Origin of the sequence: Fumia xinanensis, assembly GCF_014384905.1 — a bacterium.
Taxonomy (GTDB): Bacteria; Bacillota; Clostridia; order Oscillospirales; family Ruminococcaceae; genus Fumia; species Fumia xinanensis.
Window position 1 is genome coordinate 866,579 of sequence record NZ_JACRSV010000001.1, and the last position, 23,000, is coordinate 889,578.

Here is a 23,000-nt window from a genome sequence, read left to right on the forward strand (position 1 = left end):
GGTAAAGCCAGCTATTAATCCGTGTAGGAATATACCTCTCCACATTCCAGATAACGCACCGGAATGTCAGGATGGATCTGCTGAAGGCGGTGGGCAACCAGCATCATACCGTTTCGCTCAGAGCCGATGTGCCCCATGACGAGAATTGCCTTGTTGTATCCCATCTGGGCATAATCCCTGGCGATTTCCGCAACGCTCCATTCGGAAGTCTCGCCGGTCAAAACAAAATCAACAGTCCCCAACTCCACTGCCACGTCGCTTGCCGCCCCAAAGGCCAAGGACAATGCTTTGCCTTTTTGATCGGTGCAACCGGCAATTTTAACGTGCTTAATATGTAACTGCTTTTCCAGATGAACGGCAAGCTCCTTAGCAGTCATCGGTGTGTCCAATAAATACCGGTTGCTTTTGAGCGGTTCGCGCTCTTCCAACACACCGGGGAGGTGGATGGCCTCCAGCATTCCCTCGCAGATGGTATCCGGATTTGTGTAGTGAGGATGGTCGTGAAACCGATAAATAGTCATGCCAAGTCGATCGATCAGCGTCTGTTTTTCTCGCCCGATGCTGTTTGGAATTTCGCTGTCAAAGTGGTTGTAATAGACAGGCTCGTGAACGATGAGAAAGTTGGCGCCGATTTCTCCGGCTGCCCGAATCACTTCAGGCGTAGCAAACATGGAGACGGCGATTCCCTTGATAACCTCTTCTGCTTGGCCGGCTTTAACAGTGTCGCAGGTGGCGATTTTTCCGACTTCACGGGCTGCATCGCGCTCCATTTCAGCAATGAGTTCTTTAATCAACATGTTGAATACCCCCTCTAATGAATAGCTTCTGAACATATCTGTCCTGAAAACGGCTGGTAATGGAAAAGGTACTGAGAATTGTAATTATAATTTTTACAGGCATGCTCAATTTGCTTTTTTCCACAGTATACCAGATTTGTGTTTGGATGCAATAGAAAATAGATCATTTTCTAAATTTCCTGGAAAAAAGAAAATTTTATAATGTCAAAACAACCAAAAATAGAAGAACAATATAGAAAATATAAACAAAAAACGACGCAGGCAATTTAATAACTATCAATCAAAACTCAAGGTTTATATCCACTTTGAGAAACTCCGTTGACGACCTCTTTGATTTGGACTATGATAAAAGCAAGAAAAGGAACACCGGTTTACGGTACTAAATATAACAATCTTCTAAGAGGTGTTTTTATGAATACAAAGAAAAATGTCAACTTGGGCATCATCGGCTCCAACAACCGGGCTCGCGGCCTTTTGACAACCCTTACAACTATTCCAGAAGCGCATATTTCGGCGGTTTGCGATCTCATCGAGGAGCGGGCGCAGAAAGGCGCCGACATCATCAAGGAAAAGAGCGGGTATATGCCAGACGTCTGCACCGACTACCACGAAATTCTCGCAAAGCCCGACATTGATGCCGTCATCATCGCCACTTCTTGGAACGAACATGTGGGTATCGCCATTGATGCGATGAAGGCGGGAAAATACACCGGCTTTGAAGTGGGGGGGACCTCCTCCATTGAGCAGTGCTGGGACATGGTCAAGACTTATGAAGCCACCCGCACCCCTTGCATGATGCTGGAAAACTGCTGCTACGGCAGGAGAGAGCTGGCGGTTCTGCGGATGATCCGGGAGGGCCTGTTCGGCGAAGTGGTCCACTGTGAGGGAAGCTATCAGCACGACCTGCGGGTGGACATCGTAAATGGCTTGGAAAACGGCGACCAGCGTACCAAGCACAATCTTTACCGCAACGCCGAGCTCTATCCAACCCACGAGCTGGGCCCTATCGCAAAATATCTTGACATCAACCGAGGAAACCGATTTTTGACTTTGACAGCTACTGCCTCCAAATCCAGAGGTTTCAACGAAGTGGCGGAAAACCGTTATGGCTTGCAAGACGGTCCCTACCACCGTTTTGCAATCGGCGACATCATCACCACCGTCATCAAATGCGCAAGAGGGGAGACGATTACCCTCACTCACAACATTTCCATTCCCCGGCCTTATTCCCGGGGAAACGGCGTCCATGGAACTAAGGGCATCTGGATGGAGCTCAATGATTCGGTCTACTTTGAGAAAGAGTTTGTAAACCAGGTGAACATGGACGGCGAACCTTGGGAAAAGATGGAGGACTATCTGGAACAGTATGACCACCCCATTTGGAAGGATTATCTCCAGCAAGATTTACACGACGATCACGGCGGCATCGATTATCTGGTGCTCAAAGCCTTTTTATACAGCGTTCAAAACGGCATTGAAACCCCCATTGACATCTACGACGCAGCCAGCTGGATGGCGGTAACCTGCCTGTCTGAACAGTCCATTTCCATGGGCAGTATGCCGGTGGCGTTTCCGGATTTCACCAACGGCAAATGGGTCTGCCGGGAAGAGCCCGTTCAAGGCAAATACGCGTTGGATGAGTAAACCATGCTATTGCGGCATAACCGCATTTTAAACTGCAATCCTCTAATCTCTATAATCTCCACAAACCGAAAACCGCCTGGAAGTAGCATCCGGGCGGTTTTCATTTACTTAGAAAAGAAAAAAGGATGAGAGGATAAAAAGGAATGCCCCGCCGTTTTTGAATTGACGGCGGGGCATAATTGATTATCGGATTTTGGAACCAGCGGGAATGGAATCGTCCACGAAGATGACTTTCACGTCATCTTCGGGACAGTCTGCGGCCAAAATCATGCCGCAGCTTTCCTCACCGCAGAGCTTAGCGGGTTTGAGATTCGCCACCAGGACGATTTTCCTGCCGATGAGGTCTTCCGGCGCGTACCACTGGGAAATGCCGGAGAGCACCTGGCGCTCGCCCTGTCCGTCGTTTACCATGAGGCGAAGCAGTTTTTTTGATTTTTTTAGCTTCTCGCAGGAGAGCACTTCGCCCACTCGCAGCTCTACCTTGGCGAAATCGTCAATAGAAATGAGGTCTGACAGAGAGGCAACGCCTTCTGCTGCCTCGAAAGGAGCCTCTTTCGCCGCTTTGGCGGCCGCTTCCTTCATCTGGGGCTCAACGATCTCATTTTGGATGCGCTCCATCATTTTCTCCTCGTCAATGCGGGCGAAGAGAGCCTTAGCTTCACCGACTTTTCGAGCTTTTCCGGTACCGAAGGCTTTCGCAGAAGCAAAATCACTGCCGGCAGCGTTGATCTGTTCGAGAATCGCCGCAGATGTGGAGGGCATAAAGGGGAAGAGGGCCACGCCGATGACCCGAATGGACTCAATCAGGTTAGAAAGGACTGTTTTCAAGCGAGGAATCTGCTGCTCTTCTTTTGCCAGCGCCCAGGGGGCTGTCTCGTCAATGTATTTGTTGGAGCGCTGGCAAAGGGAGATGATTTTAGCCAGCGCATCGGCAGTGCGGTATTCGTCCATGAGGGAAACGGAAGCTGAGAACGCTTCTTCCGCCGTCTTTTTCAGGTCGGCATCCAGGTCGTTTTCGATTTTTGCCTCGTTGATCTCGCCGCCAAAGTATTTATTAGCCATGGTGACGGTGCGGTTCACGAGATTTCCCAAAGTATTTGCAAGCTCCGCGTTGTATTTGGCGATAAAGGTCTCGTAGGTGATGTTGCCGTCCTGACCGTAAGGCATATTGGAGAGAAGGTAGTAGCGCACCGCGTCCACTCCAAAGAGGCGGACGAGATCGTCGGCGTAGATGACGTTGCCTTTCGACTTGCTCATCTTATCTGCGCCGAACAGCAGCCAGGGGTGGCCAAAGACCTGTTTGGGCAGCGGCTCACCCAGGGCCATCAAAATAATGGGCCAATAGATAGTGTGGAACCGCAGAATATCCTTGCCGATGATGTGGACGTTTGCGGGCCAGTATTTTTTGTAAAGGTCATCCGAATTTCCGTCGGGGTCGTAGCCTAGGGCGGTGATATAGTTGGACAGTGCGTCGATCCAGACGTAGATGACGTGTTTGTCGTCAAAGGTGACGGGGATACCCCATTTAAAGGAGGTTCTCGAGACGCAGAGATCCTGGAGCCCCGGCTTCAGGAAGTTATTGACCATTTCTTTTTTTCGGGACTCGGGAATGATGAAATCAGGGTGCTCTTCGATGTGCTTCATGAGCTTATCCTGGTATTTGCTCATCTTGAAGAAGTAGGCTTCTTCCTTGGTCTCCTGGACGGGACGTCCGCAGTCCGGGCAACAGCCGTCTTTCAATTGGCTTTCGGTGAAAAAGGACTCACAGGGGACGCAGTACAGCCCGCTGTATTCCGATTTGTAAATGTCCCCCTGCTCGTAGAGCTTTTTGAAAATTTTTTGGACCGTTTTTTCGTGATAATCGTCGGTGGTACGGATAAACTGGTCATAAGTGGTGTCCATGGTATCCCAGATGGTACGGACCTGCCCAGAAATGTTATCTACGTACTCCTTGGGGGAGATGCCTGCCGCCTTGGCGCAGTCCTCGATTTTCTGCCCATGCTCGTCGGTGCCGGTAAGGAAATACACATCATAGCCCTGCATCCGCTTGGAGCGGGCGATGGCGTCGGTCAGCACGATTTCATAGGTATTGCCGATATGGGGCTTCTGAGAGGTATAAGCGATAGCCGTTGTGATATAAAACTTTTTGTCGTCCATAAAAATCTTCCTTTCTCATGACGATTTGCTTCCTCCACATTCGCGATCGGGCATAAAAAAAGTCCCGTCCGCAATAGGGAAGACCCTAATGAAGACGAGACGTAAAATCCCGTGGTACCACTTCACTTTGCGCCGGCCTCACGGCAAGCGCCTCATCGAATACGCTGCGATATTCTGCCGCTGTAACAGGCGGACCTGTCGCACCCTAAAGAAATCTCTCAGGCGCGCCATTCAAGAACCATCTTCCGCCCAACCCATCTGCTTTTTCCCACCAGCCAAAAGCTCTCTGAAGTCTGGAATAGGGCATACTCTTTCCATCATTATGTTTTGATATTGATTTGAGTATAGCACAGTGCTATCTGTTTGTCAAATATTGGTTTTAGGGTGCCCGATAAGCGCAAAAATAAACTGTTTTCCTATAAAGACTCTAAAAAATATGTCAGAGGCGACAAAATCACATGAGCGGAGCGAAAACCTTTAAAAATCCGCGGATCGGACGCATGTACCAAGGAATTTTACAGTCTTCGAGGGTCATCTTCTGGGAGACCTTTAAGATTTCCTTAAAGTCAGCGGTAACCTGCTGAATAGCGCTGCTGCGGTACATCCAGACGCCGCATTCAAAGTGGAGATAAAAGCTGCGGTAATCAAAATTCTGGGTTCCTACGACGGCGTATTCGTCGTCGACCACCACCACCTTGGCGTGAATGAAGCCCGGCGTGAATTCATAGATGTTGACGCCGGCCTGAATGAGCTGCTTATAGTTGGAACGGGTCACTTCGTGAACAAACCACTTGTCGGCGATGTGGGGGGTGACAATATCCACCCGGACACCGCTCTTGGCAGCGAGACAAAGGGCAGTCATCATTTCGTTGTCGACAATGAGATAGGGGGTTTCAATACAGATGTTTTTGGTGGCGCTGTTGATCATATTCATGTAGACATTTTCGCCGGACAGCTCCCAGTCGATTGGGCTGTCGGCAAAAGGCTGGACAAATCCGTCGTTTTGATAGAGATTAGTTGGCCGGTAGAGCTCATAGTTTTCGTCTGCGCCGGTTTCGCTCTCCCAGATGGTCAGGAACATAGTAGTCAGGCTCCACACTGCGTCGCCCCGGAGCAGGATGGAGGAATCCTTCCAATAGCCGTGCTTTTCATAGGCGTTGATGTACTCGTCAGCCAAGTTGATGCCGCCGGTGATACCGACATTTCCGTCTATGACGCAGATTTTCCGGTGGTCCCGGTAATTCATAAATACGTCGAGCGAAGGTCTGAATGGATTAAAGACCTGAACCTTGATGCCGCGTTCCTGCATCTTTTTATAATAATGGGTGGGCAAAGTACCAATGGAACCCAAATCGTCATACATGACTCGGACATCCACGCCTTCTTTTACCTTATCGGCAAGGATGTCGAGAATGGGATTCCACATTTTGCCTTCTTCAATGATAAAGTATTCTAAGAAAATAAATTTTTTCGCTTTTTTTAATTCCTCTATCATTACGACAAATTTTTCTTCCCCAGGGGTGAGAAAAATCGTTTCGGTATTTTTATAGACTGGATAACCGACAGTTTGGGCAATGTAGGCCGCCTGTTTGGCTGCCTGGGGATTTTCCCGCATCTCTGCCATAATCTCAGCATTCTGGACATGCAAATTTTCGTTTTTCACGTTCAGCTGCTCCAACCTGCGGCGAATACGGGGAGAAATGTTCCGTTTTCCGAACAGCAGGTAGAAAAAACCGCCCAATACCGGCACCATCATAATGGGGATGATCCACGCGATTTTGTACATGGGGTTGTCCTGTTTGGATACAATGCTGAACACTATAATAAGGCTTAAGATTTCGCAAAAGATATAAAAGTAAACAGAAAGTTCCTGGAGCCACAATAAGCCGCAGACCAAAACAGCTGCCTGCAAAAGAATCAACAGGGCGAAAATAAACAGACGGGACGTTAAAAACTGAACAAATTTTTTCATGGATACCGGAACCTTTCTGAAACTGAAACAGGCTTATTTTACCCTAAACGAAAGAGGATTTAACATAAAGGAATCGTTAATAGTGTAACATATTGGAAAATCGATTGCAAGCAAAGCGGACAAGATTCCCCACGTTTTAGACAGAAAAAACCGGACGGCAACAACACCGTCCGGCCGCTTTGGCATATTTTCATAAATATGAAAATGCAAGCTATTTTTTGTTTTCGATGTCGTAATTTCTCATTCGTTCCACATCTTCATCGGTAATCTCAAACAGAATATTGCCTTCTTCATCATGCATAAAATGTGTCAAAGGGAAGTTTGTAAACATTGGCACAAAAGTGTCGTCCGGTCCGACAGACGTGTGATTTCCCTCAGGACCATTACAGGCTTTGTTCGGCATAAAATCCCGCCTTTCTGCTCATCAGGCAGCTTGTTATCACCCGCCGCAGTTTAGGCGGAGGCGGAGCGTTCCTCCGCGCAGGGAGAGCGGCGGTATTCATCAAAAAGAAAAGACGAAGCCATGATCCGCCTGCCAGTTTTTCCGAACCGTTGGTGATTCAGAATGGAAAAGGCGCCTGGATATTTGGCTCCGTCATTAGTATTTGAGTTTTTCAGTAGGTTATCAAAATAAAGAGATGGAAAAGCCGCTAATTTTTGACAAAAATTTTGTAAAGCACTATAGCTTTACACTAAACGAACTCCGGAATTAAGGGCATAGAGACAGCTTGCTGCCGACAACCCTCCTTTAGACGCTTTTGCTTACTGGAGGAATTTGGCCGCTTCAACCGCTGCTACTGCACCGTCGGATGCCGCTGTAATCAGCTGACGCAGGTCCTTAGTCCTCACATCCCCGGCGACAAAAACACCTGGCACGTTGGTATGGCAATTTTCTCCCGCCTTTACGTATCCATTTTCCAACTCGACCTGGGATGCGAATAATTTGGTGTTGGGGTCGAGCCCGATGGCGACGAATATTCCGGAAACAGCCAATTCTTTGTCCGGTCCGCCCGCTGTATGACGGAGCAGTATACTCTCCACCGCATTTGTCCCGCGGATTTCCGAAACGGTATAGTTGAGGGTAAGTTGGATATTTTCTCGTGCCTTGACTGCCTCGACAACGGTTCTGTGTGCACGGAACTCCTCCCGACGATGCACAAGGTAAACTTTATTACAGTTGTTCGAGAGGAACAAAGCGTCTTCTAAAGCAGTGTTGCCGCCGCCCGCAATGGCAACATCCTTTCCTTTAAAAAAGGCACCATCGCAGGTGGCACAGTAGGAGACGCCGCGTCCGGCAAATTCTTCCTCGCCTGGGCAGCCCAGTTTGCGGTGAGAGGCGCCGGTGGCAAGGAGGACGGTTTTTGCCTCGTACACCTGTTTTTTGGAGATCAGTTTCTTGACGTTACTTTGAAGCTCAACATCAAAAATCGTGTCGTTTATAATTTTAACCCCAAGGCCTGCGGCATGATTGTGGAGGTTCTGGACAAAATCGAACCCCGAGATGCTGGCGATGCCAGGGTAGTTGTCCACGTCGGGAGAGTTGACGATCTGCCCGCCGTAGAGGCCGCTTTCGATAATCTGGACGCTGAGTCCGGCGCGGACGCCGTAGATTGCGGCGGACAGACCGGCGGTTCCCGCTCCTAAAATGATTAAATCAACCATGATTTTACTCCTTTGCACCGTTGTTCGGTAAATCTTTGCAAGACGTGTTTTGTATACTTTACATCACTGTACCATATTTTTCCTCCGGTTGCAACGGAAAAGAAAAAACCTCTTTTTACCTTGATTTTGATTGAACATTGTTTGGTTATATGGTATACTAAATAGTATGATATTTATGCGCTTTTTAAGCGTTATTATTCTTTTTGAGCCAAAGAACAAGCTTTTTGAAAATTTCGAAAGGAACGGTTTTTCATGAAAAATGTTGGATTTATCCCTGGAGATATTCTGATACCTCGGGAGGAGCTGTTACCCGATTTCAGTGTCGTCGCCTGCGACCAGTTCACCTCCGAACCGGAATATTGGGAAGAGGTGGAGACGCGCACCGAGGGGAAGCCTTCCGCCTGCCATATGGTGTTCCCCGAGGCTTATCTAGATAAGGTGGACTTTGACGGAAAAATTGCTGATATTAATGCAGCCATGGATGGGTACCTTAAGGAGGAAATCTTCAACAATTATCCAGACAGCCTCATTTACGTGGAGCGCACGCTGAAAAGCGGCGCGGTCCGCAAAGGCGTGGTGGGCCTTCTGGACCTGGAATGCTACGACTACAACAAAGGCTCCCAGTCGTTGGTTCGTGCCACTGAGGGCACAGTTTTGGAACGGATTCCCCCCCGGGTAAAAATCCGTCAGAATGCGGCTCTCGAGTGCCCTCATATCATAATCCTGATTGACGACGCAAAAAAAACCGTTATCGAGCCTATGGGGGCGGATATTCCCAACCTCCACAAGTTGTACGATTTTGATTTGATGATGGATGGCGGCAATATCAAGGGATACCTTCTCAACAGGGAAGCCTATGGTCATATGTCGGCGGCTCTCAACAAGCTTGGGGACAAGCGGGCCTTCAACCGCCGCTATAAGACCACAGGTAGGGAAGTGCTTCTCTACGCTGTAGGCGATGGAAACCACAGCCTCGCCACCGCCAAAGAGTGCTGGAACAAGCTGAAAAAGAAGCTTTCTCCAGAGGCGGCAGAGAACCATCCTGCCCGGTATGCGCTGGTTGAGCTCAATAACCTTCACGATCCATCACTTCAGTTCGAAGCCATCCACCGGGCGGTTTTCGATGTGGATACCGACGGGTTTGTAAAGGAACTGCTGGCTTTTGCGGCCAAAAAACCGGCAAAAAGCAAGAAAAACGTTTCTGATGAAAAGACAGCTGAGACGCCGATTCCCGCTCAGAAATTCACCCTGGTATCAAAGGGGAAAGACAAGAAAGTCACTATCGAGGCACCCAAGCATACCCTTACAGTGGGCAGCGTACAGACGTTTTTGGATGCATATGTGAAAAAGCATGGCGGGAAAGTGGATTATATCCACGGGGAAGGTGTGGTGCGCCGGCTGTCTGAGGAAGGCGCTGTGGGTATCCTGCTCCCCGCTATGAAGAAGTCCGATCTCTTTAAAACGGTCATTGTGGAAGGGGCTTTGCCCAGAAAAACCTTTTCGATGGGAGAAGCCTGCGAAAAGCGATATTATCTCGAATGCCGCAAAATCAAATAAAGAAGAAAGCCTGCATCCCGCGGTAGCGGTGAGCAGGCTTTCTTCTTTAAAACAGAGAATGGATGGGATTGCTAATGGATAAAAATTCCAGAATCAAACAACAAAGGGATTTATGCACATCTTTGTCGCTCTCCACATATTCATGGATATACAAAAAAACATTATGATGGAGGAGGATTCAATGCGAACACAATCACTGGGCGTTGAGAACTTGACGCCGGAACAATACGAAGTGCTGGCCGACTGTGAAAACATATGGCGGCACAACGTATTCTGGAGCTTAATGACGCTGCAGCAAAGACTTTTTTCTCTGCCGAACACGCCGGTTTCCGAAAAAGAGGTTATGGACCTGGCTAAACAGTACGCAAGCCTTTTTCGCCGGTATTATGGGGCAGATATCGCTCAAAAGATGAGCGGAATTATCGAGCAGTATTGCCATTTTTATCTTACCTATTTAAATGAAATTTGCGAGAAAAATAGCGGGCAGCCCTGCCCAGCAGAAGAGAAATGGATGGAAGCGGCCGACGAAATTGCTAAGGAGCTGGAAAAACTAAACGATTTCTGGAGGGAGAGAGAATGGCGGGCCATGATCACCCATCAAATTGAGATTCTGTCCAGCGAGGCGCAGAGTACTGCTGCCGGCGTTTATGGAAAAATGCCGTTCAATTACGATGTACTGGACAATATATGCACTGAAATGAGCAATTATATGGCAATCGGACTTATCCGGAAATTTGGAATTTAAGGAAAGCCACACCGACAGGTGTGGCTTTCCTTTTATATTTGCTTCAAGGGAAAAATTTTTCTATAAAAATCATTGCGGTATAAAACACCGACTAAAATAAGCCCCAGCAGGTAACATACCACTGCTTCTCCAATGGCAACCGACAGCAGGTTCCCCCAAAACGCCCCCCAGACAAATTCGCCGCTAAAGACAAAAGTCAGTTCCAGCCCGACGATAATCCCATTAAAGGCCACCGGGGGCAGAGGTGCGAAAATATACTTGAGAAGCCGCTTTTGATCGGGGAGTCTGCCGATAGCATGGGTGGCAAGGGCGGCTAAAAGCGTAGCTCCTGTGCCAACCACAGCGTCAATAAGGCCTATGGGGTTTAACCCTGTTACGAATCCGATGATGTTCGAAAAAAAGCAGCCGAACACCAGGCCCCAAATACTGACAGGACTGAAAAGCGGGAGAAGGGTCAGCACCTCGCTTAAGCGAAACTGTACTGTCCCGAAAGCCAACGATCCGCTTGCAAAGGTGAGGACGGTGTACAATGCCCCAATGACGGCAATTTGTACCAGCTTATTTGTTGAGAATCCTTTTCTGTTCATTTTTTCCTACTTTCTCCGTGCAACAAAATAGTAGAGCCTCTAGGGCTCTGATAACGTCGCTGTGCGTCCCGAAGCCGGGCACGGGTGAAGCCGCGGGTGATCTTCAGCGTCGCTATACGGATGATTTTTTGTCCGCCCTGCCAGTTTACCACAGATTTATGAATCTTGCAAATTTCTGGAAATCAAAGGAAAGGTATTTGGATAAAAACTAATTTTTTGAAATAAAAAGGAAGTCTTTTGAGTGAAAAAACGGCCTTCTGGTCGTTTTCAATAAATTTCATAGAAGATGATGGCGTAATCTTGACTTTTGAAGACATTTCCTCTATAATATCACTTATCGGTGCCTGCTTGTCCAGTTCAACGCCTGCAAGGCTATCCTGGTTTGGGACGCGCCCTATGATGAGAACACTGCGGCTGTTCTCAGTCAAAAGCAGTTATATGGAGTACTTGACTTCCTTAACTGGTGCGCGGTCCGGCGGAAGGAACTGTTTTTTTTTGCGCATGAAACGGTTTCTAAGCTTTTGCGGACATGTGTGAAATATGTCCGGTGGACATGGGCAAAATGGTACAGAATTCAAAGTAACACTGGAGGAATTGTTCCATGAAACGAGTTGGAAAACCCGTCTTTTTCATAGTGTCAATTCTGATTGTCCTGCTGACTGTGGTTTCCTTTACTGGTATTTCCACCATCTACGGCGACAAGAAGACGACCTATATCAAAGGCGGAAACGATATCCGCTGGGGTATCGACATCCGAGGCGGCGTTGACGTCACCTTTACCCCACCGGAAGGCGTAGATGCTACCAAAGAGCAAATGGATGCCGCCCGCGCGGTCATCGAACAGCGTCTTGTCAACCTTCACATCACCGACAATGAGGTGTATGTGGATTACAACAAAGACAGAGTCATCGTCCGTTTCCCCTGGAAAGAGGGCGAATCCAATTTTGACCCTGAAGCGGCTATCAAAGAGTTGGGTGAAACTGCTCTCCTGACCTTCCGCGAAGGCAACGAGGTGGACGCCAATGGACTTCCCTCCGGCGTGACCAAGGACAACATTATTCTGGAAGGTAAGGATGTGAAATCCGCTGAGGCTGGATACATCACCGACCAAGCCACCCAGAAACCGCAATATATCGTCAGCTTGGAGCTCAACGATTCCGGTAAGGAGAAGTTTTCGGAGGCGACTACACGTTTGTCGCAAACCAAGGGGACGATCTCCATCTGGATGGACGACACCATGATTTCTTATCCTTCGGTCAACGAGCCCATCACCGATGGAAAGGCGCAGATTTCCGGCCAGTTTGAGGCGGAGGAAGCACAGGCCTTGGCCGATAAGATCAATTCTGGTGCGTTGCCTTTTAAACTGGAGACTCAAAATTTCAATACGATTGACCCAACTCTGGGAATGGGTGCGAGAGATGTCATGGTTTTGGCCGGTATTATCGCATTCCTGTGCATCGCTGTTTTTGTTACGCTGATGTATCGCCTTCCCGGTGCAGTGGCTGTTATCGCTCTGTTGGGCCAGGTGGCAGGTTCTATCGCTGCGGTTTCCGGCTTCCTGCCCTTTATCCCCAGCTTTACCTTGACCCTGCCCGGTATTGCCGGTATTATTCTATCCATCGGTATGGGTGTTGACGCCAACATCATTACGGCTGCCCGCATCAAAGAGGAAATTTACGCGGGCAAATCCATTGACGGCGCCATTTCCCTCGGATATCAGCGTGCGTTTGCCGCGATTCTCGACGGAAACCTGACTTTGATGATCGTCGCAATGGTTCTGATGGGCGCGTTCGGCCCCACTGATTCTCTGTTTGCTAAAATTCTCTCTCCGCTTTTCTTCATGTTTGGCCAGTCCACCGCGGGCGCTATTTACTCTTTCGGTTACACCTTGCTGGTCGGCGCGATCATGAACTTTATTTTCGGCGTAACGGCTTCGAGGCTAATGCTCAAATCGATTTCCCGGTTTAAGCCCTTCCGCAAGCCCTGGCTGTATGGAGGTGAGAAATAATGGCTTTGAAAGTATCCCATATCGATTTTGTCAAGAACAGAAAGATTTACTACATCATTTCCTGTTCTTTGATTGCCATCGCCGTCATTGTTTCTCTTGTTTTCGGCGTAAAAGTAGACATACAGTTCCGCGGCGGTACTATCGCCACCTACTCCTATTCCGGTGAACTGAACGTGGATGATTTTCAGAAAACTGTTCAGGAGCAGACTGGAATCCAGGTAAAAGCCCGCGCGGCTAAAAACGCGGCTACGGGAGAACCCAATGTGACCTTGAACTTCGCCACAAAAGAAGGCCTGTCGGCTGAGGCTCAGACCGCTCTGACCGCAGCTTTGCAGCAAGCGTATCCCGACAACACTATCGAAACCGTGTCTGTTAACTCGGTTTCGCCCACGATGGGTAAGGATTTCCTGCTCAAGTGTCTCGTAGCTGTAGCGTTCTCGGCGGTGTTCATGATTCTCTATATCGCGCTCCGTTTCCGGAAGATCGGAGGATGGTCCGCCGGTGTATTTGCCGTAGTTGCATTGCTTCACGACATCGCCATGGTGTTTGCGACCTTTATTATCTTCCGCATGTCTCTAGACGACAACTTTATCGCGGTATTGCTGGTCATCCTTGGGTACTCTATCAACGATACCATCGTCATTTATGACCGTATCCGCGAAAACGAACGCCTGCATACTGGCCGCCTGTCGGAAGAAAATATAAAGGACATGGTCAATTTGTCCATTAACCAGACTTTGCCCAGAACGCTGAATACCACCATCTCCACATTGATAGCTATGACGGTGGTCTGCATTTTGGCTTTCGCAAACGGTGTAAGCTCGATTGTGGAATTTGCGTTCCCGCTGATCATCGGTTTGATTTCCGGTGCGTACTCTTCCATCTGTCTGTCTGGCCCGTTATGGGTTGTTTGGCAGCAGCACAAAATCCGTAGCAAGCACAATCATAAGAAATCCGCAAAAGCATAGTACAAAAGCCGCTCTCTAAGAGCGGCTTTTTCCGACGGCAGCTCTTTTGTCGAAGGAACGGAACGTTTTTGCATTTATTTGGCATATCATGGTAAGAGCGATCGTTAAACTACAGGGAAAGGAGAAGAAAAATGATGAAAGCCGGCATTTCTACCGCATGTTTTTACCCTAAAACTCCGGAGGAGGCGGTTTCTTATCTGAGCGCCTGCCGGGTTTCCAACATTGAGATTTTTTTCAACTCTTTTTTCGAGCTTCAAAAGGATTATTTGAGAGAGCTGCGGACAGTACTGAATAGTGGCGGATGCAAGGTGCTGTCCGTTCATCCGTTTACCTCCGGGATGGAACCCATCTTTTTCTTTTCGGACTATGAGCGCCGAGTGGAAGACGGGCTAGAGATGTACCGACGTTATTTTGCGGCTGCCAATGAAGTTGGAGCAGAAATTCTGGTTTTTCATGGAGATCGCCGGGGGAGCAACTGCCCAGAGGAACGGTACTTTGAGCGTTTTTTGCGGTTGTATCGGCTGGGGAAGGAGTTCGGCGTGACAGTGGCACAGGAAAATGTGGAGCGTTGCCGCAGCGGCGAGTTAAGTTTTCTCCGGAGGATGAAAGAGGCGCTGGGAACAGACGCGCAGTTTGCGCTCGACGTGAAGCAGGCCCGTCGTTCCGGGGAGAACCCAATGGTGTTCCTAAAAGCCCTAGGCAGCAGTATCTGCCACGTACACATCAGCGACGGGGGAACGTCGGGAGACTGCCTGCCCATCGGCAGCGGAGAGATGGATTTTTCTGCTTTCTTCGAAAAGCTTCGAGAGATTCAGTACCGAGGAGGCGTTATTCTGGAGCTCTACCGGCAAAACTACCGGGAGAGGGAAGAACTTATTTCGTCCTATGACAAATTACGGGAAATGATTGGATAATTTTGGAATAAAATTAGTTGAATTTTTATCTGGAACATGATAAAATAATGTCAAGGAAACGGGCAATTCTGCATGGTGTCTGTTTCAAAAGAGAAATGAATCCGGGGCGCTGAGGGACTTGCCCTTGTGCCCGGAATAACGGGGCTCTTAAACAGTTCCGGGAAGGATGATACCATGAAATGTCCTTATTGCGCCTACTTGGAAAGCAAGGTCGTCGACTCCCGACCTACAGAGGACGGAGAAAAAATACGCCGTCGCCGGGAATGCCTTTCCTGCGGCAGACGTTTTACTACATATGAAATCGTTGAAACTACCCCTCTGGTCGTTGTGAAGAAAGACGGTTCCCGTCAGATGTTCGACCGGAACAAACTGCTGGGCGGATTGCTGCGGGCCTGCGAAAAGCGGCCCATCTCTGTATCCACGCTTGACCGCTTCGTCGATTCCATCGAGCAGGATTACGCAAACTCTCTGGTGAAGGAAGTGAGCTCCGTCGAGCTGGGGGAAAAGGTGCTGCGGGAGCTGAAAAAGCTCGATAAAGTGGCCTATATCCGGTTCGCCTCGGTATATCGGGATTTTTCCGATGTGGACACCTTTTTGAGCGAGTTGAAGGCGTTGCAGAGGGAAAAGACAAAGGAATAAAAAATAGTTCATGGGAATAGCGAAGATTTATCTTTGTCTGCGACGGCTTTACTAAAGCAAATAATAGAAGTACTCAAAAGAGGACGGGATTTCCCGTCCTCTTTTCTCTATACAATAAAAAAAGGGACGACGCGAATGTCGTCCCTTTTAATTATTTTCGGGACTGTAGGTAGATATTATCCATCTGCAAATTTAATGGAATACGTTTTATGATATATCGCGGGTGGCTGATAGCCGCCCCTACTTTTTTCTTTTTACTTCATCTTAAAAATAGAAAGAGGCGTGCTGCCATTCAAAAAAGAGTGAAAGCCCCGCCTTTTATTGTAAATGATGTAATTGACTCGCTACAGCACGTTCTCCAGTGTGGGGAGCTCCTTTTTATAAATATCCGCTACGGCTCCTACCGCTTTCTCGATTTTTACCTGGAACTCGTCGGAATACTCCTGCCGCAGAAGAGCCTTACATTCCTCCAGACATTCCGAGAAGGTGTTGAGCGGCGCCTCATGGACGAATACGCCAATGATACTTTTGGTTTTGTCCCATTCCCTCTGGAGCTTTTCCAGATCTTCTGAGGCCTTTTGAGGGTCGCTTTGGGCGGTATCGGCGATAACGGTGAGCTGAGCTGCTGTTTCCTCACTGTAGTTTTTGAGCCAGAAGAGGGAATAGAGGCTCCCGGCGACGATGGCGCTCATAATGCAGATGATGGTGACAAGACGCTTCATGGAAATCCTTCCTTTCTGTCAAAAATACAGCTAATTTTCGATGGGGCCCTTGACTTTTGCGCAGTCCTTGGGAATGATATAGTAGTTGGCGTTGTGGTCTGCCGTCATGAGGAAGACGTCTTTGACGGCGATGTGGTTTTGCTCTAAAGTCTTGTGGAGCCACTGTTCGTGGAGCTCATAGGATTTGAGGGCGTTTTGCAGAATGACGCCGTCGCTGATGACGACAGTGGGCGGATCGGGGTCCTTTCCCTTCAGTTCCAGCATCTCGGCGGTGGCGGTTTGATACTTGAATTTTTGCAGGATGCTCACCTTTCCGGTGGTTTCAACGATTGCAAAGGACACTTCCCGCACGTCAAAAATGCCGCTGCCGCGGAGGGTTTCCATCAAATCGTCCACCGAAAAGCGAAGTTCTTTCATAGCCTTTTGGTCGATGACGCCGTTATAAATGATAATCATGGGTTTGCCGGAAAGGACGGAGCGGAATTTTTTTGAGTGGAGGGAAATCGTTGAGATAATCAGCTCAAATCCCACCAGCACGATGATGGGAACAGCACCCATGGCCATGGGGATAGAGGTGTCCTCAATAGGGAGGGAGGCGATATTGGAGATAAGGATGGTTATGACGAGCTCCGACGGTTGAAGCTCACCCAGCTGCCGCTTTCCCATTAGCCGCAGGGAGAAAATAATAAGGATGTAAAGGAGAATGGCGCGGATAAATACGATCATCGGGTAATCCCTTCCTTTCCGGTTCCAACAGAGGCAAACCGTTTTGCATTGCGGAAACAAAAGCGCATAAAAGCCATTAAAACCGAACATACTGATATTTAGATTACGGCTTTGGTTAGTATCCCTACAGAGCAGTCAAATTATGCAGAACGCTTTTGTATAGAACGGTTTGGAAGGATGAAAACGCCGATGAAACAAGAAGAAAAACAGCAGAAAATCCATTTGAGCGCCGATTTGAACGACAATCTGATTGAAATGCGGGCGCGGCTTCAGAACACGGCGGATTTTATAGTACGGGATTTATTCATCAACGATATCCGGGTGAGCCTTGTGATGATTGAGGGAATGGTGAGTCTGGCAGTGCTGGCAAATCTTATTGTCCGCCCGCTGCTCAATGAGGAGTTCCCCAAAAATACAGCTCCAGAGGATATTTACGACTTCATCGAAAAGCAGACCGTCATGGCGGCGGACATGAAGGACGTTTTCCTGTTTGACGAAGTGTTCAAAATGGCCATGTCCGGCTTTGTGGTCATCATCATCGACGGTATCGCAAGGGGAATTGCGCTAGGTGCCCAGGGGTTCAATTTCCGCTCCATCTCGGAGCCGTCCAGCGAAGTGAACGAACGAGGTTCCCGGGAAGGGTTCACTGAACCTATCAAAATAAATCTTACCATGGTCCGGCGGCGTATAAAATCCGATAAGCTGAAATTTGAGAGTTTCCAGCTAGGAGAGCAGAGCAAAACCGATGCCTGTCTCATTTATAAGACCGACGCAGTTTCAGAGGAACTGCTGCGGGAAATCAGGCGGCGGCTCGGTGAAATCAAGCTGGATGTCGTGCTGGACACCGGGTATTTACAGCCTTTCTTAGAAGGAAAGGCCCTATCACTGTTCAGTGAGGTAGGAGTTACGGAGCGCCCAGACACGCTGGTGGCGAAAATTCTCGAAGGCCGGGTAGCCATTATGTTGGATGGTACGCCTTACGCCCTTATCGTGCCGTACCTATTCAGCGAGAATTTCCAGAGCTTTGACGATTATGCTCACCGGCCGTATTTTGCCACCTTCATACGGCTCCTGAAGTATTTTTCTTTCCTGTTTACCATCTATCTCCCAGGGCTTTACGTGGCCTTGGCCACCTTCCATCCCGAGGCGCTGCCACACGCCCTGCTCTTCAACATCGCCTCCGCCGAGGAGACGACGCCTTTTCCGCTGATGCTATCGGCCCTTATTATCCACTTTATCTATGAGATCATGCGGGAGGCGGGGCTGAGACTCCCTCGACCGGTGGGACACGCTGTGGGCATCGTCGGTGCCCTCGTCATCGGCGACGCGGCGGTTACGGCAGGTCTTATCGGCTCACCCATGGTCATGGTGGTGGCTCTCACCGCCATCAGCTCCTTTGTGGTGCCGTCCCTCTACGAACCGGTGGCGGTACTGCGTTTTCTTTTCATCGTAATTGGAGGACTCACCGGTCTTTACGGCATGACCATCGCCAGTGCGGTACTATTGTGCAACGCCTGCCGCCTCAACAATCTTGGCGTTCCGTTCACTTCTCCCATTACGCCGTTTTCCCCTAAAGCCATGCGGGATGTTTTTATCCGGTCAAGCTGGAAGGTGCTGCAAAAGGGCACTCACACGGTGCAGAATCTCCGGGGCAGCCGCTTGGGAAAATAGCAACCGGAATTTCAGGGCCGGGAACCCGTACAGGCCCGGCCTGACACAGAGAAAAGAAGGTTTCGATGCTTACCTTGGGTTCAAAGTCCGCCGCGGGGCGGAAAGGAGGATTATATTTTGCTGAAACCAAAAATATCCATGTCCCAACTTGTCATGCTCCTCACGCTGAGCCGGATGTTTTACACATTAAATGGCATTCTACTGGGAACGGGGGACGGCTACGGCATGGCTTACCTTTGGGCGGTGCCCCTGTCAGCAGTTATGCAGTTCATTTTGGTATTGCCTGCGCTTTTTCTGTCCCGCAGACAGGGGACGAGCATCATCACCGCCGGATATTCCCTCTGGGGAAAAGGCGGCGCCATCTTAGCCTTTCTCTGCGGCGTGTATTTCCTGCTTTCTGCTGTGCTGACGGTGTTTTCCACCGAACAGTTCATGGTCAACGCCATCTATCCCGAAGCGTCGCCCATCTTTTTCATCCTCACCCTCGCCTTGGCAGCGGCTTACGCCGCCCATCTGGGGCTTGAGAGTATCGCGAGATGCGGATTTATCATCTTTGTCGTCTTTGTCTGCGGAGTGGCGTTCGCCTTTCTCGGCAACTGGCAGCAGATTAATCTCATCTTCATCCGGCCTTTGGGGACGGGGAGCTTCGGCGAAGTGCTCCGCATCGCCGTCAATTTGACGGCCCGGTCACCGGAAATCCTGCTGTTTGCCGTTTTACTTCCCAACCTGGGTAAAAACGGAGGACGAAAACGGGGAGCCCTTTATTACCTGCTGATGTCGTCTTTAATTTTGGAAGTAATTGTCTTTTTGATTTCCTCTGTACTGGGGCAGCTGGCGGAAGGGGAGGCCTTTCCCTTCTACACTGTGGGGACGCTGGCCAAAATCTCCATCTTCCAGCGTTTGGACGCGGTGCACATGAGTGTCTGGGTTCTGACAGCATTTATCAGGATGGGGTTGTTCCTCTGGGCGGCAGTGGAACTGTTCCAGAGCCTCATGCCGGTGAAAAAACACCGCTTTGTCCTGCCGTTTCTTGGAATCCTTATACTTGCAGGGGGGATGCTCTGTGGGATGGACAAAGGGGCGGCAAACGGGCTTTACAGCATTATGTTCAGTGTCATTCCTATCTTTGTCTTTTTGCCCCTCATTTCCATTGCCCTTTTGATTTCCGAAAAGGCCAAAGACCCTGAACCGAAGGGAGGTGTCAGCGATGAAAATTAGATTCGCGGCAAAATTACTGCTGATACCCGTTTGCTGCCTGCTGTTTTCCGGCTGTATCAAAATTGTGAATCTTCAAGACCGGGCTATCGTTCAGGGGGTGGGGGTAGATTACGAGGACGGGCAATACCTCGTCACCATGCAGATTTTTAGCTCCGATGGTTCCGGTGGGCAGACCATCATCGATTCCTCCAAGCAGAATGCCAAGGTCATCACCTGCCGGGGCAAAACCATCTCTGAGGCGGTGGAGGACACCTCCATCAGCCAGGGAAAAGATTTCTTTCTGGGGCACAACCGGCTTGTCATTTTGGGGGAAAGCGCCCGAAAATTCCCCTTGAGCGAATCCCTGTCGTTTTTCATCAACACCATGGATTCCCGGGCGGACGTGAATGTCCTGCTGGCGGAGAAAAGTGCCTCCGAGGTCCTGAATGCCGACATCAACCAGGGAATCCTCCCGGCCCTTACCATCGAAAAAACCATTCAGAACGCCGACGACAGCGGCAAAATAAGTGAGGTGCTGCTCATCGACATTCTGCGATCTTTGGCTACTGAGCACCAGTCGGCGCTGGTGCCAGTGATAGCAGTGGCGGACGATGAAGCGGAAAACAAGAAACTCAAGACCATCGAGCTTACCGGCATGGCGGTTTTTTCCGACGGGATTTATCAAGGGACGCTTAGTGAAACCGAAACTCGGGGCATGATGTTTTTGCGGGACGAAATCGAGAAAACGGTTTATTCGGTTTTCAACGAGGATTTCCGGGAAATTTCGGTGGAACTTTACCACAGCAAAACAAAAATCATCCCCGACATCAGGGGGGATGATCTGCGGTTTACCGTACAGATCAGCGCTGACGGTATGGTGCAGGAAAAAGTGCTGGAACCGGGGAAAACTTTCAATGAGCAGAGCCTCAAACGGGTGGAGGACGTCATTCAGGAAAAAATCCATACAGAGTGTGAGGATGCCTTCCGAAAAGCAGTACTGGAATACAAAAGCGATGTTTTCTATCTGGGGGACATGGTCTGGCGAGACCAACCGGAATTGTGGGAACGCCTGCAGGACGAATGGAAGCAAAACGCGGGGAAAATCAAGCTCAGTTATGAGATAAAAGTAGACATCGACCGGACGGGGCTACAAGAAAACTTCAAAGGGGTATTGTAGAACGGTTGCAGAAAGCAAAACTTTCGTTTATACTGGTAGAAAACGGACGAAATGAAAGCGAGGGCTCAGGATGGAACCGATACTTTATACCGTGAAGCGCATCGACGGAGATTACGCGGTGCTCATAGATGAAAAAGGAGAGGAAAACCGCGTTGCCATGGCGCTTTTGCCCGTGGAAATCGACGAGGGAAGCCGTATTCTCTGTGAGTATTTCGTTTATACGCTGGTGGAGTGAATTTGCAAACAAGCATTCTCTTAATACAAAAATAGACGGCAGGAATTTCCTGCCGTCTATTTTGGTGCGTTTATGTGGTTTTGTTACCCGGTTATCCTGTGTGATACGCCGTTAATACAAAGGGTGTATTCATCCGTCCAGTAAATGCTCATATCGTCGGCTTCGCCCCATTCCCCCAAGTAGACCCGGACGGGATTTTTGACAAATCGTCCGGCCAGCCCAAAAAGATCCCTTTCTCGATGCTCCACGGTTACAAGCGTATTCCCGCCTAGCGCACCCTGATCGCTTTCGATGACTTGGGCCAAGTGATAGCCGTGGGGAGACAAACTGGTTTTCACAATTGTATTCCTGCCAAATTCGGAAAAAATGGCGATGAAAACAAACAAGAGAAAGGTGAGCATCGCCAGCACAAATGCCAATAGCGCTGCCGTCACCGCCAAGCCGACGGGACGGGCAAAGCGGATAAAAAGTGCGAGAGAACAGATGCAGGGCAGGAAAATCAGCAGCAGGATAAGAAAATTGCTTCCTATTGCAACGAAGCACATTAGGTTAACGAGGAAAACAGGCAATGTCAGCGCGGCAAAAATTTCTCCATTTGGGCACAGAGCGGCATTCTGGTGAAAAAGCATGCCTGTAAGGACACAGCTCAAACCTGCCGTCACGACCGCAAATGCAAAATCGCTGTACAGGCAAAAATCAAAGCCGAATAGCAACGCGGTCACCTTGCAAAAAGGAAAAAAGGACAACAGGAAGAACAGCACAACAGGAGTCACAGGTAAGAGCTTTTTCATAGGAAAAAACGCTGAGACCACTATTTTTCCTCCCCGTTATAATGGGTGTTGTAGTATTGATTCCTAAATTTTGTCGGACTCAAACCGGTGTGGTACTTAAAGTAGTTGATAAACTGGTTTTCGTTGTCGTAGCCCAAAATATCCGCCAGCCGTTTGACAGGATAATTGGAAGTGAGGAGCAGATTTTTGATGTGGGCAATTTTTTGCTCGTTGATGTACTCCTTGAGGCCTTTGCCGTAAGCGTCGCTGAATACGCCGGACAGATAGTCGCTGCTGTAGCCGAAAAGCTTGGCCGTAAGCTCCACAGTGAGCTTTTTGTCGCTGTTGATGCGCACCCATTCTGCCACGTCCCGGATGAGCTGAGGCGGCTTTTTGGCCCGATTTTGCCGATGCAGCTCAATGTCGCTTAAAATGAGGAGCAAAACAGCGTCGGCGGCATAAGGAGCCTGCTCCGGGGTGTGAGCCGCCCGGAGCAGCTTGTCAAAATCAGGGGCCACGTCTTTTTCGTCGCTGGGAAAAAAGCTGTCCCTCAGGCCCAGTTCGCTGAAGGAGTCACAGGTAAACTGCGCCCAATAAAAGCTGGTACGGCCAAAGCTTCCCTGGGTTCCTTCCCATTTTTGACCGGGGTGGAGGATGAGAATATCGCCTTTTTGCAGTTCGTATTCCTCGTCACCTTCCCGAATAAAAATCTTGCCGCCGAGGGCGTAGATGAGCTCAAAACAATCGCCGATACGCTCCGGATAAATCCATTGCCCATCGGTGGAAAAAAGCCCGCAGTCGAGACAGGCAAACGAAAACGGATGGTTGCCTTGAATGGTAATCATAGCATTT

General features: G+C 49.2%; 21 protein-coding genes and 1 other annotated feature. Of the genes, 11 read left to right on the top strand and 10 right to left on the bottom strand.

Annotated features, from left to right (window positions below; genetic code table 11):
• Positions 1 to 14 precede the first annotated feature (14 nt).
• Positions 15 to 797, bottom strand: coding sequence for a Nif3-like dinuclear metal center hexameric protein (locus tag H8710_RS04075; RefSeq protein WP_249294130.1), 783 nt, complete (start codon positions 795 to 797; stop codon positions 15 to 17).
• A gap of 411 nt (positions 798 to 1,208) precedes the next feature.
• On the opposite strand from H8710_RS04075, the gene H8710_RS04080 reads away from it, so the two are divergent.
• Entirely contained in the window at positions 1,209 to 2,441 is a 1,233-nt protein-coding gene (locus H8710_RS04080; protein WP_249294133.1) for a Gfo/Idh/MocA family protein, read from the top strand.
• A 183-nt stretch (positions 2,442 to 2,624) separates the two neighbouring features.
• Here H8710_RS04080 and metG read toward each other — a convergent pair whose 3' ends face one another.
• From metG to trxB, 4 genes are all read right to left on the bottom strand, one after another.
• Positions 2,625 to 4,598 (bottom strand): methionine--tRNA ligase, encoded by a 1,974-nt coding sequence (gene metG / locus H8710_RS04085; RefSeq protein ID WP_249294136.1) that lies wholly within the window; start codon positions 4,596 to 4,598, stop codon positions 2,625 to 2,627.
• A gap of 87 nt (positions 4,599 to 4,685) precedes the next feature.
• Positions 4,686 to 4,928, bottom strand: a binding site (T-box leader).
• A 124-nt stretch (positions 4,929 to 5,052) separates the two neighbouring features.
• Positions 5,053 to 6,570, bottom strand: coding sequence for a cardiolipin synthase (gene cls / locus H8710_RS04090; protein ID WP_249294138.1), 1,518 nt, complete (start codon positions 6,568 to 6,570; stop codon positions 5,053 to 5,055).
• A 211-nt stretch (positions 6,571 to 6,781) separates the two neighbouring features.
• Positions 6,782 to 6,973 (bottom strand): hypothetical protein, encoded by a 192-nt coding sequence (locus H8710_RS04095; RefSeq protein WP_249294140.1) that lies wholly within the window; start codon positions 6,971 to 6,973, stop codon positions 6,782 to 6,784.
• A 359-nt stretch (positions 6,974 to 7,332) separates the two neighbouring features.
• Entirely contained in the window at positions 7,333 to 8,232 is a 900-nt protein-coding gene (gene trxB / locus H8710_RS04100) for a thioredoxin-disulfide reductase (RefSeq protein ID WP_249294141.1), read from the bottom strand.
• Positions 8,233 to 8,484: 252 nt separating this feature from the next.
• On the opposite strand from trxB, the gene H8710_RS04105 reads away from it, so the two are divergent.
• On the top strand, positions 8,485 to 9,789 hold the full coding sequence (locus H8710_RS04105; RefSeq protein WP_249294143.1) for a DUF1015 domain-containing protein: 1,305 nt from the start codon (positions 8,485 to 8,487) through the stop codon (positions 9,787 to 9,789).
• Between the two features lie 181 nt (positions 9,790 to 9,970).
• Positions 9,971 to 10,534, top strand: a complete 564-nt coding sequence (locus H8710_RS04110; RefSeq protein WP_249294145.1) for a hypothetical protein — start codon at positions 9,971 to 9,973, stop codon at positions 10,532 to 10,534.
• A 32-nt stretch (positions 10,535 to 10,566) separates the two neighbouring features.
• Here the strand turns inward: H8710_RS04110 and H8710_RS04115 are convergent, their stop codons facing one another.
• The gene (locus H8710_RS04115) at positions 10,567 to 11,121 is read right to left on the bottom strand and encodes a QueT transporter family protein (RefSeq protein WP_249294146.1); all 555 of its coding nucleotides are present in this window, start codon (positions 11,119 to 11,121) and stop codon (positions 10,567 to 10,569) included.
• A 601-nt stretch (positions 11,122 to 11,722) separates the two neighbouring features.
• Between H8710_RS04115 and H8710_RS04120 the strand changes: the two genes are divergently transcribed.
• From H8710_RS04120 to nrdR, 4 genes are all read left to right on the top strand, one after another.
• On the top strand, positions 11,723 to 13,129 hold the full coding sequence (locus tag H8710_RS04120) for a preprotein translocase subunit SecD (RefSeq protein ID WP_249294148.1): 1,407 nt from the start codon (positions 11,723 to 11,725) through the stop codon (positions 13,127 to 13,129).
• Positions 13,129 to 14,097 (top strand): protein translocase subunit SecF, encoded by a 969-nt coding sequence (gene secF / locus H8710_RS04125; RefSeq protein WP_249294150.1) that lies wholly within the window; start codon positions 13,129 to 13,131, stop codon positions 14,095 to 14,097. The genes H8710_RS04120 and secF overlap by 1 nt, the downstream gene beginning before the upstream one ends.
• 131 nt (positions 14,098 to 14,228) lie before the next feature.
• Positions 14,229 to 15,011 carry a sugar phosphate isomerase/epimerase family protein gene (locus tag H8710_RS04130; RefSeq protein WP_249294152.1) on the top strand — a complete coding sequence of 261 codons (783 nt, stop codon included), beginning with the start codon at positions 14,229 to 14,231 and terminating at the stop codon, positions 15,009 to 15,011.
• A 174-nt stretch (positions 15,012 to 15,185) separates the two neighbouring features.
• Positions 15,186 to 15,650, top strand: a complete 465-nt coding sequence (nrdR, locus tag H8710_RS04135; RefSeq protein WP_249294154.1) for a transcriptional regulator NrdR — start codon at positions 15,186 to 15,188, stop codon at positions 15,648 to 15,650.
• Between the two features lie 344 nt (positions 15,651 to 15,994).
• On the opposite strand, the gene H8710_RS04140 is transcribed toward nrdR, so the two are convergent.
• Positions 15,995 to 16,372 (bottom strand): DUF4363 family protein, encoded by a 378-nt coding sequence (locus tag H8710_RS04140; RefSeq protein WP_249294155.1) that lies wholly within the window; start codon positions 16,370 to 16,372, stop codon positions 15,995 to 15,997.
• A gap of 30 nt (positions 16,373 to 16,402) precedes the next feature.
• A complete protein-coding gene (locus tag H8710_RS04145) occupies positions 16,403 to 17,098 on the bottom strand; it encodes a DUF421 domain-containing protein (protein ID WP_249294156.1) in 696 nt (231 codons plus the stop codon).
• A gap of 189 nt (positions 17,099 to 17,287) precedes the next feature.
• Here H8710_RS04145 and H8710_RS04150 point away from each other — a divergent pair, with 189 nt between their 5' ends.
• The 4 genes from H8710_RS04150 (at position 17,288) to H8710_RS04165 (ending at position 21,378) form a co-directional block, all read left to right on the top strand.
• Entirely contained in the window at positions 17,288 to 18,769 is a 1,482-nt protein-coding gene (locus tag H8710_RS04150) for a spore germination protein (protein WP_249294157.1), read from the top strand.
• Between the two features lie 117 nt (positions 18,770 to 18,886).
• On the top strand, positions 18,887 to 19,987 hold the full coding sequence (locus H8710_RS04155; RefSeq protein WP_249294158.1) for a GerAB/ArcD/ProY family transporter: 1,101 nt from the start codon (positions 18,887 to 18,889) through the stop codon (positions 19,985 to 19,987).
• Positions 19,977 to 21,143, top strand: a complete 1,167-nt coding sequence (locus tag H8710_RS04160) for a Ger(x)C family spore germination protein (RefSeq protein WP_249294159.1) — start codon at positions 19,977 to 19,979, stop codon at positions 21,141 to 21,143. Before H8710_RS04155 ends, H8710_RS04160 begins: the two co-directional genes overlap by 11 nt.
• Positions 21,144 to 21,213: 70 nt before the next feature.
• On the top strand, positions 21,214 to 21,378 hold the full coding sequence (locus tag H8710_RS04165; RefSeq protein WP_249294160.1) for a DUF3006 domain-containing protein: 165 nt from the start codon (positions 21,214 to 21,216) through the stop codon (positions 21,376 to 21,378).
• 83 nt (positions 21,379 to 21,461) lie between these two features.
• On the opposite strand, the gene H8710_RS04170 is transcribed toward H8710_RS04165, so the two are convergent.
• Positions 21,462 to 22,190 carry a DUF5412 domain-containing protein gene (locus H8710_RS04170; RefSeq protein WP_249294161.1) on the bottom strand — a complete coding sequence of 243 codons (729 nt, stop codon included), beginning with the start codon at positions 22,188 to 22,190 and terminating at the stop codon, positions 21,462 to 21,464.
• Positions 22,190 to 22,993: a helix-turn-helix domain-containing protein gene (locus tag H8710_RS04175; protein ID WP_249294162.1), complete on the bottom strand. Its 804-nt coding sequence runs from the start codon at positions 22,991 to 22,993 to the stop codon at positions 22,190 to 22,192. The genes H8710_RS04170 and H8710_RS04175 overlap by 1 nt, the downstream gene beginning before the upstream one ends.
• Between the last annotated feature and the right edge of the window lie 7 nt (positions 22,994 to 23,000).